Genomic DNA, 16003 nt, shown 5'->3' with positions numbered 1-16003 from the left:
GCCTGCTCGCTGCAGGCGTGTGGGCTACCATCGCGCGCTCTATGCGGCGCGCGACATGACTATCCGTTTTTCAGTTCGGTATTCCAGTTCAGCCGCTGGATGCGGGTATCCAGCTCGCGGTACTGCTTAGATAGATCGTCGACGCGCTTGCGCATATCCGCCACCGGGATGGTGGAGACAAACTTGATCTCGGTGCGGGAATAACGATCCGAGCGCGTGCCCGCCCGCTGCGCTAGGTCGTGGTAGATGCGGCGCTTGCGCAAGAGGCCGTCGCGCAGCGCGAGGGCTTCCATCAAGTTCATCTTCTCATCGAAGGCGGTGGCGATATTCGTCGCATTGATGGCCTGAACCAGCTCATCGATGCGCCCGGCCACGCCGTCGAGCTCGCGCAGCAGTTCCTGCGGATCCTCCTCCGGGGTATCGCCCTCCTGCACGCGAACCACGGCGAGCAGCCGCTCGTGCAGGCTATTGAGGCGCTCCTGCGCCTGGGCGCGTTCCGCCAATGCCTCAGCTAGCAGCATAATTCCTCCTTTATTGGTATAGGTTCCCAAAGTAGCGCAGAGTGGGGGAAGGGTCAATGGTCTGAGAGCGCTACCATGAAAACCATGCATATCGATGACGTCCTCGACCGCGCCCACGTAGTCTCCCTCCCGCTTGCCGTGCGTTTCCGCGGCATCACCACGAGGGAGGCCCTCCTCATCGATGGCCCGGCCGGCTGGGGCGAGTTCGCACCCTTCCTGGAGTACTGCCCGGCTGAATCCGCCGCGTGGCTGCGCGCGGGGCTCGAGGCCGCCTACGAGGGCTTTCCGGAGCCGGTGCGCGATTCCATCGAGGTCAACGCCACCATTCCGGCCGTGCCCGCCAGCGAGGTCCCGGCCCTAGTGGAGCGCTACCCCGGCTGCCGCACCTTCAAAATCAAGGTGGCAGAAAAGGGACACACGCTTGCCGACGACGCCGCTCGCGTACGCGCCGTCCGCGACACCATCACCCAACGCGGCGAAATCCCTATCCTGCGCGTGGATGCCAATGGCGGCTGGACCGTGGAGGAAGCAGTCCAGGCTGCGCAGATGATGATGCCGCTGGACTATATGGAACAGCCATGCGCTACCACTGAGGAGCTCGCCCAAGTGCGCGGCCGCCTCATGCGCGCCGGCCTCTTCGTACGCGTGGCCGCCGATGAGTCCATTCGTAAGGTCGCCGACCCCTATCGCGTCGCCGAGCTGCAGGCCGCAGACGTCGCCGTGGTTAAGCCCGCCCCGCTCGGTGGCGTGCGCCGCGTCCTCGAGGTAGCCCAGCACCTGCGCCAGCGTCACATGGACATCACGGTGGCCTCCGCGCTCGACACCTCCATCGGCATCAATATGGGCCTCGCGGCCGTTGCTGCCCTCCCGCGCATCTACGACGATGAAGACATCGACGTCACCCCGGCCGCCGCTGGACTTGCCACCGGCTCCCTCTTTACAGAAGACGTCACCGCCCCGCGCCCGCTTGTCGATGGCCACCTCCCCGCCGATATCCTCGCCCCCGACCCGGACCGCCTGACTGCCCTCGCTGCCCCCGCCGACCGCCGCGATTGGTGGTTCGACCGCCTTCGCGCCTGCTGGCCTCACCTGTCTGACTAGGTTCTAGAGCAAGCTTTGGTGGAACCGCCACGCCGGAGTCACCAGCGCACGCCGCACCTTTTGCGGACTGCTCTTTAGCCCGCGCACGCTGCGTCGATGCGCCACCGTTTCTTGCACCGTCTCCACCACCAGCTTGAGGTGGTAGTCGGTGCATTCATCAGTAAATTTCAACGGCGCCCACCCATGCTGCACCGCATGATTGGTCTTCCACGTCCCGATGAGAAATTCCCGGTGATTATCTTCCGGCGCGTGATAATAAAGCGAGTCCAAATCCACCACCGTAGTTCCCGCTTCGAAGCCCAAATCCCAGGTATACGGCCCTAGACGGAAATTCGGCACCGGCTTGAGCCCCACCCGCCGCATTTCGTGGTACATCCGCTGCTCCCACTTCGAGGCCGTCCCCACCGGCGCCCGCTCCGCCAACTCGCGCACCGCGTCCCTTTTCTTGCTGGTCACCATCTCTAAATCGGCCGCAAACCTACCCCTCCCGTTGAGCCCGCGATACGCCTGCGCCAGCGCATCCTTCAGCAGCCACTCGCCGCACCGCTCAAAGCTTAGGGCATCTGCTACCGCCTGCGCCGGCAACGCCATCTTTACGCCCCTCACCCGATTCGCCGGCACCGGCCGCGACCTCACCGTATGTACCAGATCATCCGCCTGGGCTCGGCAGTTATTATCCACCCGGATCACCGTCGGCAGCTGCACCTCGCATAAGCCATAGGCCGCGAGCGCCGCCGTTCCCGAAAACACCGCATCCGGATAAAGCTGCGCCACCGCGTTGAGCTTATCTTTCGCGCTCGCCTCCGCAGCGACATAACAATTGCGCCGCAAGCGTAAAAGCGTTCCCTCACTAATCTTGCTGCGGATTTCATAGTCAGTAAGGCCTAATTCCAGTAATTCATTTCTCGTCCACATGTCTCATTGGACTGAAAATCTTCCGGGAAGGTTCCACCTTTCTAATTTCAACGATTTCGTCCATCTAAAACACCTAAACCGTCGACGGTTTTCGCCATATGTATGGACGAAATCGTTGAAAACCGGTGAACCGGAGGAAGATAACCGGCGAACCGCCATAGGAGACTGCCGTCAGTATTAAGACTGCCCAGCCCGCCACCTGTGCGTACGCTAGAGGACATGTCTACTATCAAGGTCCGCGATGCCCACCTGCACAACCTGCGCAACGTCGACGTCGATATGCCCCGCGGCAAGCTCGTCGCGGTCACAGGTGTGTCTGGTTCGGGCAAGTCTTCGCTGGCCTTCGGCACGATTCACGGCGAAGGTCAGCGTCGTTATCTCGAATCAGTAGCGCCCTTCGCCCGCCGCCTCATTAGCTCGGCCGTCGATCCGCAGGTCAGCCAAGTAGAGGGCCTACCGCCGACGGTCGCACTGCAGCAATCGACCTCCGGCGGCGGAGCGCGCTCCACGGTCGGCACAGTCTCCGCACTCTCCAATAGCGTGCGCCTGCTCTACTCGCGCGCCGGGGATAACCCGGAGGGCCTATACTCCGATTCCTTCTCGCCCAATACCCCGGAGGGAATGTGTCCGCAGTGCCACGGCACAGGCGTGGTGCATGAGCCGACTGAGGACTCGATGGTTCCGGATCCCACCCTTTCCATCGAGGAAGGCGCCATCCAAGCCTGGCCGGGCGCCTGGGCCGGCAAGAATTTCCACGACATCCTGATGAACCTGGGCTATGACCTGGATTCGCCCTGGCAAGAGCTGTCACAGAAAGACCGCGACTGGATTCTTTTTACCGAGGAGCGCCCCGTCGTCACGGTCAAGCCCCTGCGCGGCAAGGACCAGATTCAGCGCAACTATGAGGGCACGTGGCGTTCGGTGGCCAGCTACCTGAAGAAGACACTGGCGGAGACCCAATCGGATACCCTGCGCAAGCGCACCCTGTCCTATATGGAATCGCGCGAGTGCGAAACGTGTGGCGGCCGCCGCCTCAATCCGGCTGCGCTGAAGGTGACCTATGCGGGCATGCCCATTGATGAGCTGGGCGCGCTGCCGCTGGATAGGGTCCACGCGGTGCTGAGCAAGCAGAATCCGGAGGAGAACTCGGCCGAGGATTTGCTGCTGCGGCAGATTCTGCCCGCCTTGACCTCGGCGCTCGAGCTTGGCTTGGCGCACCTAAGCCTGGATCGGCCGACGCAGAGCTTGTCCGGCGGCGAGATGCAGCGTATCCGCTTGGCGGCGCAGCTGCGCTCGGGTCTCTTCGGCGTGGCCTATGTGCTCGACGAGCCCTCGGCCGGCCTGCACCCAGATGAGCGCGACGCCGTGATGGACATGTGCCGCCGCTTCATCGCGGCCGGCAATTCCGTGCTCTTGGTGGAGCATGACATGGATTTGGTCGCGCAGGCAGATTGGCTCGTTGACGTCGGCCCGCTGGCCGGCGAGCGCGGCGGCAACGTGGTCTATTCGGGCCCGGTCGAAGACTATGACGCGGACACCCCTACCGCCAATGCGCTGGCTCACCGCACGCTCACGCTTGCCGACGACCCCCGCACCCCCTCCTCCCTCCTCGCCCTCCGCGGCATCAACGCACGCAGCATCGACAACCTCGATGTAGATTTTGGTCTCGGCCAATTCACGGCGGTCGCTGGAGTATCCGGTTCCGGCAAGTCCACCCTGGTTAGTACGGTCCTTGCCGGCCTGCTGCGCCAATCCGCTACGGCCGTCTCCGATGAAGAAGAGACCGAGGAGAAGGGCTGGTCCGTAGAGAGCACGGAAGGCTTTGACCAGGTTAAACGCCTGGTGCAGATTACACAGAAGCCCATCGGCCGCACCCCGCGCTCCACGCTGGCAACCTATACCGGTCTTTTCGATAACGTCCGCAAACTCTTCGCCTCCACCGACGAGGCCAAGCAGCGCAAGTGGACGGTCTCGCGCTTTTCCTACAACGTGAAGCAAGGCCAGTGCCCTACCTGTGGCGGCGCGGGCAAGATCGAAGTGGAGCTGGTCTTTTTGCCGGGCTCGTATACCACCTGCCCAGAGTGCGGTGGTGCCCGCTTCAACGACGAGACCCTCGAGGTGACCTGGCGGGACCGCACCATCGCGGACATCTTGGAGCTGACCGTGGACGAGGCCGCAGAGGTCTTTGCCGAGGAAGAAAAGATTTACCGCGCCATCGCCACGTTGCAGGCCGTCGGCCTAGGCTACCTCCGCTTGGGCCAGGGCGCGCCGGAGCTGTCCGGCGGCGAGGCTCAGCGCATCAAGCTGGCCACGGAGCTGCAGCGCTCCCGCAACTCGCGTCGCGGCCACACGGTCTATCTGCTGGACGAGCCCACCACGGGCCTGCACCCAGCCGATATCGACCTGCTCAATACCGAGCTGCACAAGCTGGCGGATGCGGGCCATACGGTAATCGTCGTCGAGCATGATCTTTCGGTCATGGCGAACGCGGACCGCATCATCGAGATGGGCCCGGGAGCTGGCGAAGATGGCGGCCGCATCATCGCGGATGCCACCCCGGCGCAGGTTGCCGCAGAGGATACCGCCACGGGCCGCGCCTTGAGTGCACGCCGAGCGCATTAAGGGGCGAGCCTTAGCTACCCGTTAGCTGTGGGAGACCTCTCTGGGATCTCACAGCAAAATGGGGTAGAGGTAGAGGGTATGACTACTAAAGGCCCTCATGGCGATAATAATGAAACCCGCAGCTGGTCCAGCCCGGCGGATGATGCCACGCGCCAGATTGGCCGCGTGCCCGATAATGCCGCCGGCCCCAGCCGCGACCAAGCGCGCCGCGAGCACCCCAAGCAGTACTTCCCGGGCGAGCAGCAGCCGCAGAATGAGACTCGTCAATTCGATGCGGCCGCTGGCTATCAGCAGGGCTACGGTCAGCAGCAAAGCTACGGCCAGAACTATCAGCAGCCGGCCGGGCAGGCATATGGCCAGCAATACGCGCAGCAGCCCGAGTACGAGCCGGTGCCGTCGAACTATGATCCGGACCAGCCGGAAAAGCGGAAAAAGAAAAGCGGCGGTGGCGGCGCCATGGCCGGCGTCTTCGCGGCTATTGCGGTGCTAGCCGTACTGGCTGCGGCCGTGCTGTTTTTCCTGTGGCGCAATGCCGCGGACGAGGCAGATAAGCCGGATCCAGAGCCCGTGACGGAGACACTGACCACGCAGGTTCCCACTACCGTGACGCAGACCAATGAGCCGGATACGCAGGATGAAAATTCCAATAAGCTACCGAAGCTGCCGGATTTCCAAAATGAGCTGCCCTCCGATATTCCGACCGAACTACCGCCAGAGGTGCAAGACCAGCTGGATAAAGGTGCCGACGTGGACGTCGAGGGCCTCCTCAATGATCTCTTGGGCGGCGGCGGGCAGCCGGCCGACCAGCAAGGCACTCAGAACTAAGCGCCAGGCACCTGCCCGGTAAGGGAAATGGCGCGCGGGCAGGTAAAATCAGGCGGCATGAATGAATCGATGCAGTTGGCTGAGAAGGTAGCCGCCCAGCTGGCGCGCCACCTCACGGATGTCGTCTTGTGCCCTGGTTCGCGCAACGCGCCGCTGTCGTTGGCGCTTTTAGCACGTGATGATATCCGCGTTCACACCCGCCTCGATGAGCGCGGAGGCGCGTTTACCGCCCTAGGCATGGCGCGAGTGCAGCGCCGCCACGTGGGCGTGGTGATGACCTCGGGAACTGCCGTGGCCAATACCCTGCCGGCCGTGGTGGAGGCACATTATTCCCATACGCCGCTGGCCATCATTAGCGCCGACCGGCCAGAGCGTCTGGTAGGCACGGGTGCCTCCCAAACCATCGAACAACAGGGCATCTTCGGCGTATACGCGAAAACCACCCAGGTCACCAGCGCAGATGATCTGGAGGCGATGTCCCAGCGCTTCCGCACAGACCTGCAAGTACACATCAATGTGGCCTTTGATGCCCCGCTTGTCGACGCCGCCTTGCCCGCCCGTACCTCCGGCGACGGCGTGCGCGAGCCAGCACCGGCCTTTGTGGACCACGGCGAAGTAGCCGTGGACTTGAGCAAGAACACACTGGTCATTGCCGGTGATGAAGCCTGGGAGGTAGAAGGCTTAGAAGACGTGCCGACCATCGCAGAGCCAAGCGCGCCGGGCCCGTACCATCCGGTACATCCGGCGGCGGCGCATATCTTCCGCAAGGCGCAGGTCTCCGCGAATGATTATGTGATCAATACCAAGGTGGAACAGGTCATCGTCGTCGGGCACCCGACGCTGCACCGCAGCGTTTTGGCGCTGATGAATGATCCGGATATTGATCTGGTGGTGCTCTCGCGCACCAAGGACTTCACTAATCAGCGCGGCAACGATGCTCGGTTGGGCACCACTGTCAAGGTCACCGGGGAACCGAGCCGCGAGTGGATCAAGATTTGCGAGGGTGCTACCGACATGGCGGGACAAGCCGTGCGCGAGACTCTTGAGGACGAAGAACTGGGATTTACCGGGCTGCACGTGGCGGCCGCGGTGGGCGATACGCTCTCCGTCAACGACACCCTGGTCCTTGGCGCCTCGAACCCAGTGCGCGATGCCGCATTAGTGGGCCTGCCCTTCGACGGTGTCGATACGTACTCGCCGCGCGGGGCGGCCGGTATTGACGGAACCATTGCCCAGGCCATCGGCATTTCCTTGGCCACGCAATCGCTGGATCCCACCAATTGGCGTGCCCCACGCGTTATGGCGCTGATGGGCGATGTCACCTTCTTGCATGATGCGAATAGCCTACTCATCCCGGAAGACCAACCGCGTCCGGAAAACCTCACCATCGTCGTAGCCAATGACAATGGTGGCGGCATCTTTGAGACCCTTGAGCAGGGGGCCGATGCGCTGCGCGCGTCATTCGAGCCGGCGTTTGGGACGCCGCATGGGGTGGACGTCGGCAAGCTGGCAGAAGCCTACGAGGCAGACTACCGCGAGGTCACTACCCCGCAGGAGCTGCTGGATACGCTGGCGGAACTTAAGGAATACTCCACCGGTATCACCATCGTGGAAGCAAAGACCACCCGTGCCACGCGCCGGGCGCTCACTGAGAAGTTGACCGCAAAGGTGGGCCAGTAAGTGGCTTCGCCGCAGCATAAACCGCACGCAGCCGTGGTGCCGCGCTATACGGCTGCGGTCTATCGTCGCCGCCTGCACCAGCTGACGCTGGCGTTGTATCTGGCCGCGCTCGTGGGTGTGGTAGGCATGGTCATCGGACCGGCGCTAAATGATCACGCCATCGCCGCCCACCCCGCGCGTGCTCTGGCCACGGTCAAAGACGTGGGAATGCTGCGCACCACGGTGGATTTCCAAGACAGTGAGGGGATTTACCACACCCCGAAGCACGGGCTGCTTTATCCCAGCGGCCTGGGTGAGGGGCAGCAGGTGTGGGTGCAATACGCCCTCGATGACCCTGATCTGGTCAAGGTAGAAGGCCGTAAGTGGACGCTGGCTATCATCCCAGCGGCTTCGGTAGGGGTGGTGGCTACACTTATTGCGGCCGCTTTGTGGAAGCTGATTAGCTTCTTTACCCGCCGTGCGGAGAAATAATTAACCAAGATTTTCCACTAGCTTCACCATTAACTTAAGAAAATAGGTCATTATGGTGGCATGCGTGTTGCGATCGTGGCTGAATCCTTCCTTCCCAATGTCAATGGTGTGACCAACTCAGTGCTGCGCGTTTTGGAGCATCTGCACGAGACGGGGCAGGAGGCCATTGTTATCGCGCCGGGCGCCCGCGAAGGCCAAGAGGAAATTCCGGACTACCTCGGATTCCCCATCTACCGCGTGCCCACCGTGCGCGTGCCGCTGGTGGATTCGCTTCCGGTGGGAGTTCCTACAACGGCGGTGGATGAGGCGCTGCGTGATTTCAAGCCGGATATCATCCACCTAGCCAGCCCCTTCGTACTCGGCGCGGCAGGTGCCTTCTCCGCCCGTCAGCAACGCGTGCCGGCCGTGGCGCTGTACCAGACTGACGTCGCCGGATTCGCCACCAAATACCATGCTTCCGCGCTGGCCTATGGCGTCTGGGAGTGGCTGCGCACCATCCACAACTCCTGCCAGATGACCCTGGCACCGTCTTCTCTGACCATCCGGGATCTGGAAAAGCACCACATCAAAAACGTGCGCCATTGGGGACGCGGCGTGAATGCGGAGCTTTTCCACCCATCCAAGCGCTCTGCTGAGCTGCGCCGCAGCTGGGAGCCGAACGGCACGAAGAATATCGTCGGCTTCGTTGGGCGTTTGGCTGCGGAAAAGGGGGTGCACCGGTTATCGGCGCTCAATGGACGCGAAGATATCCAGCTGGTCATCGTGGGCGATGGGCCGGAGCGGCCATTATTGGAAGCCCAGCTTCCTGGGGCCGTGTTTACTGGCGCTCTTTCTGGCGAAGAACTTGCCGCGGCCTATGCCTCTTTGGATGTTTTTGTCCACGCCGGTGAGTTTGAGACCTTCTGCCAGTCCATTCAGGAGGCGCAGGCCTCCGGCGTGCCTACCATTGGGCCGCGTGCCGGTGGTCCGGTAGACCTCATTGAGGAGGGCTATAACGGGCTTTTGTTGGACGTGAAGACCTTTGTGGAAGACCTCCCCAATGCGGTGGATGCGCTGCTCAACCCAGAGATCCATCAGGAGATGCGCGATAATGCCCGCGAGTCCATTTCTTCCAAGACGTGGAAGGCGCTGTGCGAGCAGCTCGTGGGCTATTACGAAGAGGTGCTGGAGGATACCCGCCGGGTGCCCCTGACCATTTTGGGGCAGCGCCCGGAGCTGCCGCGGTGGGCGGCTCGTGCCCTCGGCGCCCGCGTGGCCTAAACTGATCATTTGTGTCTAAGGCAGATCTGGATAAAAAGCCCTTCGATGTGGCGCGCATGTTTGACGCCGTGGGCGAGAAGTACGACCTCACTAATACCGTCTTGTCCTTCGGGCAGGACGCGCACTGGCGCAAGCGCACCCGCGAGCGACTAAACCTACAGCCGGGGGAGAAGGTCCTCGATCTTGCGGCCGGCACCGCCGTATCCACCGTGGAATTGTCCAAGTCCGGTGCGTGGTGCGTGGCATGCGATTTCTCCCGCGGGATGTTGGCCGCTGGCCGTGAGCGTGACGTACCCAAGGTGGCCGGCGATGGCATGAAGCTGCCGTTTGCGGATAATACTTTTGATGCGGTGACCATCTCTTATGGACTGCGCAATATCCACGACTTTGAGCTCGGGCTGCGTGAAATGGCGCGCGTGACCAAGCCGGGCGGGCGTCTAGCGGTGGCGGAATTTTCCACCCCGGTGGTGCCGATTTTTGGCACCGTGTACAAGGAATACTTAATGCGCCTGTTGCCGCCGGTGGCGCGCGTGGTTTCTTCTAATCCGGATGCCTATATCTACCTCGCGGAGTCCATTCGTGCATGGCCGGGGCAAGAGGAGCTCGCGGCGGCTATCAATCGCAATGGCTGGGCCGAGGCTGGTTGGCAGAACCTTACCTTTGGCATCGTGGCGCTGCACTCGGCGGTCAAGCCCGCCTAGGTGCGGGCCTGGGCCCGCGCCTAGAGACATGAGAGGGACGGGGACTAAGCCGCGGTGGAATCCCACAGGGGAGTATCGCGGCGGAGAGACGATACGGTGCGGCCAGCAGCGCGCCAGGTGCGCGCGATGAGGTCGCGGTCGTCGTCAGTGATGAGATTGCCCATCAGGCGTGCGGCGGCCGGCATGAGCATGCGGCCGATGGGCCCGCGCAGGGCCAGCGGACCGGCAATCGGGAGGAACTGCGGGTAGGTCAAAAGGCGCGCGGCCGTGCGGGCGAGGAGGAAGGATTCGCCGTAGTGTTCGCGCAGGACGGCTGGCCAGGCGAGGGTGAAATCCTTTGGGCCGAGTAGATCCACGGCAAGCGCGGCAGTCTCCAAGCCATAATCGATGCCTTCGCCGTTGAGGGGGTTGATGCAGGCGGCGGCATCGCCGATGAGCATCCAATTGGCACCGGCCACGTTGGATACCGCGCCGCCCATGGGCAGTAGAGCAGAGGTGACGTGTTCAATCCCCCCTAGTCCCCACTCGGGGCGCTGCTGGGCGGCGTAGAACTCGAGCAGCTTCTTGGTGTTGATCTTGGCGGGGCGCTGCGCGGTCGAGAGCGCGCCAAGGCCGATGTTGACCTGGCTGATCTCAAGGCCGAGCGGGAAGATCCACCCGTAGCCCGGCTGCACCTCGCCGTCTTCGTCTTTAAGCTCCACGTGGGAGTGCATCCAGGGCTCATCGGCATGCGTGGAAGAAGCATAGGAGCGTGCGGCGATTCCATAGACTTCCTCGCGGTGCCAGGTGCGGCCAAGTTTCTTGCCAAAGGTAGAGCGCACGCCATCGGCCACAATGACCCACGTGGCGTGTACGGTGGCTTCGCCCACGCGGAAAGACGTCACGCGGTTTCCTTCGAGCATGGGATCGGTAGCGGGGGTGCCGGTGATAAGGGTGGCGCCGGCGTCTACGGCGGCGTCGACAAGCAGGGCATCAAAGCGATAGCGTGGCAGGGCCGTACCCACCTGGGAAGGGTAGGTCTTCGGCCACGGCGCGGTAATATCGCCGCCGTATCCGTGCAGCTTCAGGCCGCGATTGCGGTAGGAGGCGTTGACCTTAAGGCCCAGCTCGTCGAGCTGATGCATCGCGCGTGGGGTGAGCCCGTCACCGCAGGTTTTCTCGCGGGGAAACGTCGCGGAATCAATAAGGAGGGTGTCCAAGCCCGCGCGTGCGGCGTGAATCGCGGCGGCGGCTCCGGCAGGTCCAGCGCCAATGATGGCGACTTCGACATAGGTTTGGGAATCGATCTGCTCCGACATGAGGACTATCATTGCATGAGTTCGCCCCCTCGAGTGTGTTTAGGGGCGCGGATTGGACTACGGTAGGTAATCGATTATCTCTGGCTTTTAGTTGCAAGGAACACTATTTAATGACTCACGGTCAATCGCATGCCACGCACGTGGATCTTGGTGATCCGCAGCTCAACGAACGCATTGGTGCGGGCATGGAAGCAGTAGAAGACAAGCTGCGCAGTGAAATCGACCGCGGCCAGGACTTCTTAAAGGATAAGGTCAGCCACCTGTCCAAGGCCGGTGGCAAGCGCTTTCGCCCTATGATGGCGCTATTGGCCTCCGAGTATGGTTCGCGTCCGGGCTGCGAAGAGGTTGTTAAGGCCGCCACCGTCGTGGAGATGGTGCACGTGGCCACTCTTTATCATGACGATGTCATGGATGAGGCAGACCGCCGTAGGGGCGTGGAATCCGCGAATTCGCGGTGGAATAATTCCGTGGCCATCCTCGCCGGCGATGCGCTCTTGGCGCATGCCTCCCGCCTGATGAGCGAGCTGGATACCCACACCGTAGGCCACTTTGCCGATACCTTTGAAGAGCTGGTTACCGGCCAGATGCGCGAGACCATCGGCGCGGGCGAGGCTAATGCCGTGGAGCACTATACGGCGGTTATCCGCGAAAAGACCGCCGTGCTCATTGCCTCTGCGGGCTACTTGGGCGCCTATCACTCCGGTGCCTCGGCCGAGCATGCCGCAGCCCTGCACCGCATTGGTGGTGCCATCGGCATGATCTTCCAGATTGTGGACGATGTCATCGACATCTTCTCCGACCCTAAGGAATCCGGCAAGACCCCGGGCACGGACCTGCGTGAGGGCGTATTTACCTTGCCGGTTCTCTATGCCTTGGAAGAAGAGGGTGAGGTGGGCGATAAGCTGCGTGAGCTGCTCACTGGGCCGCTGCATTCCGACGCCGAGGTGGAGCGTGCCATTGAGCTCCTGCACCAATCTGGCGGCCGACAGAAGGCGCTGGAGGACATCACTGCCTACTTGCGCGTGGTAGAGGAGCAGCTCGCCGTGCTGCCGGAGAATTCGGCCAGCCAGGCCCTGCGCCAATTGGCGGATTACACTGTGCGCCGCGTGGGCTAGCTGCTTGGCGACGCCCTCCTCTATCGTCTTTTCCCCTTATGTGCTGGCGATTTGTAGGTAGGTGGGTGGTTCGTAGTAAAGTACTTACTCGCACCACACAGTGCATGCCAGGTTGCCCGAGCGGCCAAAGGGAGCGGACTGTAAATCCGCCGGCATTGCCTTCAGAAGTTCGAATCTTCTACCTGGCACAGAATGAACCCCGCAAGCAGATGCTTGCGGGGTTTCGTCGTACCTGCAGTCGTGAGACGGGTGCTACCGGCAGGGCTCCTGTCTGCGGGACCTTTGAGCCCTGTGGAACACCGCATCACCGATGAGGGATACAGCTAGGAATATCCCAGCGGCCGTGAAGTAGAAAAATCCATCTCCTAACCTACGAGAAATATCCGGCAATGAGGTGGAATCCGATCCCGCCAGGGCCTTGGCAACGTATACCGCATTCAAACCGCCAATGAAATAGCCGAGGCAGAGCAATGATGAAATACCAACTGCAATCTTTAGCAGAATTGTTAAGGATGAATGGCGGGGTTCTGTAATCTTTAACTCCTCTCATTTTGGCCTTCAGGACCAGCAAACTACACCTTCCTAAGGTGCTGTGTACAAACAGGCGTGCTCGGTAGCCACACCATCAGTCACAGAAAGTCACTGTAGAGATGAAGGTATGAGGTTTAGCGATAGGATATGGGATATGAAGAAGATCCGAACGATGCTGGACGGGGTAAACGAGATTCACCTATTTCAAAGCCAGCGAGTAGCGCAGGCAGCGCAGCAAGCGCATCTGCGCAATCGGACTCGCAGTTATCGGGCGCACCGCAAAATAAACGCAGCGATTTCCCACCAGTTGGAGGAGCGCTCCCTGGCGTAAATAGACTTTCTAACCTTGACGACCAAATTGCTGTGTGGGCGCATCAGGGGCCAACTCCGCATCCACAGATAATCAAACAGCACAATGACATTCAGCCGGGCGCAGGCGATCGGATTATGGAGGACGCTCATGCAGATATTGTCCTCGATAGGAAAGTTACAGCAGAATCTTTCGAGTACGCGATATTTGAATCAAAAGTACGGCTCTTTACGGCCGTAGGTGTCATTTTCGGCGCGCTCATCCTTATACCGGCGATACTCGTTCTTTTTGACCCACCGGAATCGATAGTTGGTACTGCGGCGGTGGGCCTGGCGGCAGCAAGCCCACTAGTCCGCACCCTCATTGGCCCTAAGCAATCTCAGAAGGACCAGTTAGAGAGCGTGGAGCGGGGAGGGGTTTAAATCTCGAAGTAGGCGCGCAGGTCGGCCGCAATAGCATCGAGGCGGTCGGCGTCGGGGGATTCGATGTAGCACTTCAGCTTCGGCTCGGTACCAGAGGGGCGAACGATGACGCGGTCATCGTTGTTGGTGAAGAACTTGGATCCTTGGGCGAATTTCTCTACCTTCGCCACGGGCGAGCCAGCCAGTTCGGTGGGCGGGGTAGATGCGACCTTATCCATCGCTTGGGCGATGATGCTGAGGTCATCTACGCGGAAGGTCAGCGGTTGGGTATACAGGGCCCCAACGGCGGCATAGATGCCCTCCAATCGCTCCAGCAGGGTGGTTCCTGCGGACTTGCACTCGGCTGCGAGGCTGGCGAGCACTACGGAGGTTGCGATGCCATCCTTGTCACGGACAGCGGTGGGATCGGGGCAGAATCCAATGGCCTCCTCATAGCCAAAGGCGAGATCCGGGGTTCGTGCGATCCACTTGAAGCCGGTCAGCGTCTCTTCGTGGCCGAGGCCGTAGTGCGCGGCGATGCGCCCGAGCAGGCGGGAGGAGACGAGGGAATTGGCAAAATTGCCGGTCGCCCCGCGGCGGGCCAGATAGTCGCCCAAAAGGGCACCGGTTTCATCGCCGGTGAGCTGGCGCCAGGAGCCAGAAGCAGTAGGTACGGCGGCGGCGCAGCGGTCGGCGTCGGGGTCATAAGCGATAAGGATATCGGCGCCGATCTCCTCAGCGTGGCGGATACCCAGATCAAGGGCGCCGGGCTCTTCCGGGTTGGGGAAGGAGACGGTGGGGAAATCCGGATCCGGTTGGGCCTGCTCAGGAACTAGCGAGACGCGGAAGCCACAGCGGGTGAGAAGTTCTTTGCCCAAGGCAGCACCAACGCCGTGCATGGCCGTGAGCGCGATGGTGACATCGGAGCTTTCGCCTACGAGTTGTGCCGCGCGGTCGAGGTAGTCGGCGCGGGTATCGACGTTCTCGACATTCGCCGCAGAAAGCGGGATTTCATCGGCATGAGGTGCCGCGGCGATGGCTTCCGCGATTTCGGCATCGGCGGGCGAGATAAGTTGCACGCCTTCCGCAGGGCCGGTGGCGATGCGGCCGCCCAAGTACACCTTGTAGCCATTATCGGCCGGCGGATTATGCGAGGCGGTAACCATGATGCCAGCATCTGCCTTGAGCTTGTGTACCGTGAAAGCGGTCAGCGGGGTGGGGTTTTGTGCGGGCAAAACCAGGGCCCGGCCGCCAGCTGCGGAGATGACCTGCGCCGCATCGCGTTGGAACTGCGCGGAGCCGTGGCGGGCATCGCAACCAATGGCCACGACTGGGGTATCGACCTGCTGCTTGAGCCATGTGATGAGCCCGTAGGTGGTGCGGATGACCACGGCGCGGTTCATGCGGGACTCACCCGGGCCCACGGCGGCGCGCAGGCCCGCGGTGCCAAAGGCCAGGAGGCCGGCGAAGGCGGAGGCGAGCTCGGCGGTATTGCCCTCCTCAATCCAGGTCTTTACCTGGCGGGCGGTATCCGGATCAGGGTCGTGCTCGGCCCACGTACGGGCGTAGTCATAATCTACGGCGGCGTTCGACATGGACTAGAGCTCCTCGAGGATCTTGGCGGAGGAGGACAGGCCCAAGCGGGTCGCGCCAGCCTCAATCATGGCTAGGGCATCCTTCGCGGTACGGATGCCGCCAGAGGCCTTCACGCCTAACCTATCGCCTACGGTCTCGCGCATGAGCTTTACGGCATGCACGGAGGCCCCGCCGGCCGGGTGGAAGCCAGTGGAGGTTTTAACAAAGTCCGCCTGGGCGGCTGCGGCGGCCTTGCAGGCGAGGACAATGGCGTCGTCGGAAAGCGCGGCGGATTCAATGATGACCTTGAGAACCTTGCCCGGGATGGCATCGCGCACGGCCTGGATTTCGGCCTGCAGATCCTCGGCGCGGCCTTCGATGGCTAGCGGGATATTGATGACCATGTCCACCTCTTCGGCACCATCGGCAACCGCGCGGGCTGCCTCAGCGGCCTTGATCTCCGGCTTTACTGCCCCGGAGGGAAAGCCGACGACGGTGGCAATGTGCAGGGAGTCAGGAACCTCGATGGGCAGGGCGGAGGGGGAAACGCATACGGAGTAGGTGCCCAGCTCGGCTGCCTCATTTACCAGGGCGCGGAATTGTTCCGGGGTGGCCTCCGGCTTGAGCAGGGTGTGATCGATGATGGATGCAACGTCGGTGCGGGAAGTCATAATTTT

General features: G+C 61.9%; 14 protein-coding genes and 1 tRNA gene. 10 read left to right on the top strand and 5 right to left on the bottom strand.

Annotated elements, in window-relative coordinates:
• Positions 1-59 precede the first annotated feature (59 nt).
• A complete protein-coding gene (locus tag MHK05_RS02935; protein ID WP_239204713.1) occupies positions 60-521 on the bottom strand; it encodes a DIP1984 family protein in 462 nt (153 codons plus the stop codon).
• A gap of 75 nt (positions 522-596) precedes the next feature.
• On the opposite strand from MHK05_RS02935, the gene MHK05_RS02930 reads away from it, so the two are divergent.
• Positions 597-1622, top strand: coding sequence for an o-succinylbenzoate synthase (locus MHK05_RS02930; protein WP_239204711.1), 1026 nt, complete (start codon positions 597-599; stop codon positions 1620-1622).
• 3 nt (positions 1623-1625) lie between these two features.
• Here the strand turns inward: MHK05_RS02930 and MHK05_RS02925 are convergent, their stop codons facing one another.
• The gene (locus MHK05_RS02925; protein ID WP_239204709.1) at positions 1626-2537 is read right to left on the bottom strand and encodes a hypothetical protein; all 912 of its coding nucleotides are present in this window, start codon (positions 2535-2537) and stop codon (positions 1626-1628) included.
• Positions 2538-2756: 219 nt separating this feature from the next.
• Here MHK05_RS02925 and MHK05_RS02920 point away from each other — a divergent pair, with 219 nt between their 5' ends.
• The 6 genes from MHK05_RS02920 (at position 2757) to MHK05_RS02895 (ending at position 10096) form a co-directional block, all read left to right on the top strand.
• The gene (locus tag MHK05_RS02920; protein ID WP_239204707.1) at positions 2757-5159 is read left to right on the top strand and encodes an excinuclease ABC subunit UvrA; all 2403 of its coding nucleotides are present in this window, start codon (positions 2757-2759) and stop codon (positions 5157-5159) included.
• 78 nt (positions 5160-5237) lie between these two features.
• Positions 5238-5984, top strand: coding sequence for a hypothetical protein (locus tag MHK05_RS02915; protein WP_239204705.1), 747 nt, complete (start codon positions 5238-5240; stop codon positions 5982-5984).
• A gap of 57 nt (positions 5985-6041) precedes the next feature.
• Positions 6042-7664, top strand: coding sequence for a 2-succinyl-5-enolpyruvyl-6-hydroxy-3-cyclohexene-1-carboxylic-acid synthase (gene menD, locus MHK05_RS02910; RefSeq protein WP_239204703.1), 1623 nt, complete (start codon positions 6042-6044; stop codon positions 7662-7664).
• The gene (locus MHK05_RS02905) at positions 7665-8135 is read left to right on the top strand and encodes a DUF3592 domain-containing protein (RefSeq protein ID WP_023027803.1); all 471 of its coding nucleotides are present in this window, start codon (positions 7665-7667) and stop codon (positions 8133-8135) included.
• 60 nt (positions 8136-8195) lie between these two features.
• On the top strand, positions 8196-9395 hold the full coding sequence (locus MHK05_RS02900; RefSeq protein ID WP_239204701.1) for a glycosyltransferase family 4 protein: 1200 nt from the start codon (positions 8196-8198) through the stop codon (positions 9393-9395).
• 11 nt (positions 9396-9406) lie between these two features.
• Entirely contained in the window at positions 9407-10096 is a 690-nt protein-coding gene (locus MHK05_RS02895; protein ID WP_023020512.1) for a demethylmenaquinone methyltransferase, read from the top strand.
• Between the two features lie 44 nt (positions 10097-10140).
• Here the strand turns inward: MHK05_RS02895 and MHK05_RS02890 are convergent, their stop codons facing one another.
• Complete coding sequence (locus MHK05_RS02890) at positions 10141-11406, bottom strand: geranylgeranyl reductase family protein (protein WP_239204699.1); 1266 nt, start codon at positions 11404-11406, stop codon at positions 10141-10143.
• Between the two features lie 98 nt (positions 11407-11504).
• Between MHK05_RS02890 and MHK05_RS02885 the strand changes: the two genes are divergently transcribed.
• The 3 genes from MHK05_RS02885 to MHK05_RS02875 all read left to right on the top strand — a co-directional run bounded on the left by MHK05_RS02885 (position 11505) and on the right by MHK05_RS02875 (position 13772).
• The gene (locus tag MHK05_RS02885) at positions 11505-12509 is read left to right on the top strand and encodes a polyprenyl synthetase family protein (RefSeq protein ID WP_023020514.1); all 1005 of its coding nucleotides are present in this window, start codon (positions 11505-11507) and stop codon (positions 12507-12509) included.
• Between the two features lie 106 nt (positions 12510-12615).
• A tRNA-Tyr gene (locus MHK05_RS02880) sits at positions 12616-12697 on the top strand.
• Positions 12698-13187: 490 nt separating this feature from the next.
• Positions 13188-13772, top strand: coding sequence for a DUF2335 domain-containing protein (locus tag MHK05_RS02875; RefSeq protein WP_239204697.1), 585 nt, complete (start codon positions 13188-13190; stop codon positions 13770-13772).
• On the opposite strand, the gene MHK05_RS02870 is transcribed toward MHK05_RS02875, so the two are convergent.
• Positions 13769-15346 (bottom strand): phospho-sugar mutase, encoded by a 1578-nt coding sequence (locus tag MHK05_RS02870; RefSeq protein ID WP_239204695.1) that lies wholly within the window; start codon positions 15344-15346, stop codon positions 13769-13771. The two genes, MHK05_RS02875 and MHK05_RS02870, sit on opposite strands and share 4 nt — an antisense overlap.
• Positions 15347-15349: 3 nt before the next feature.
• On the bottom strand, positions 15350-15997 hold the full coding sequence (deoC, locus tag MHK05_RS02865; RefSeq protein ID WP_239204693.1) for a deoxyribose-phosphate aldolase: 648 nt from the start codon (positions 15995-15997) through the stop codon (positions 15350-15352).
• Positions 15998-16003: the final 6 nt, after the last annotated feature.

The sequence above is a fragment of the Corynebacterium nasorum genome, assembly GCF_022347325.1.
GTDB lineage: Bacteria > Actinomycetota > Actinomycetes > Mycobacteriales > Mycobacteriaceae > Corynebacterium > Corynebacterium kefirresidentii.
Note: the sequence above shows the minus strand (reverse complement) of the source record. Positions and strands in the feature narration are given on the sequence as shown.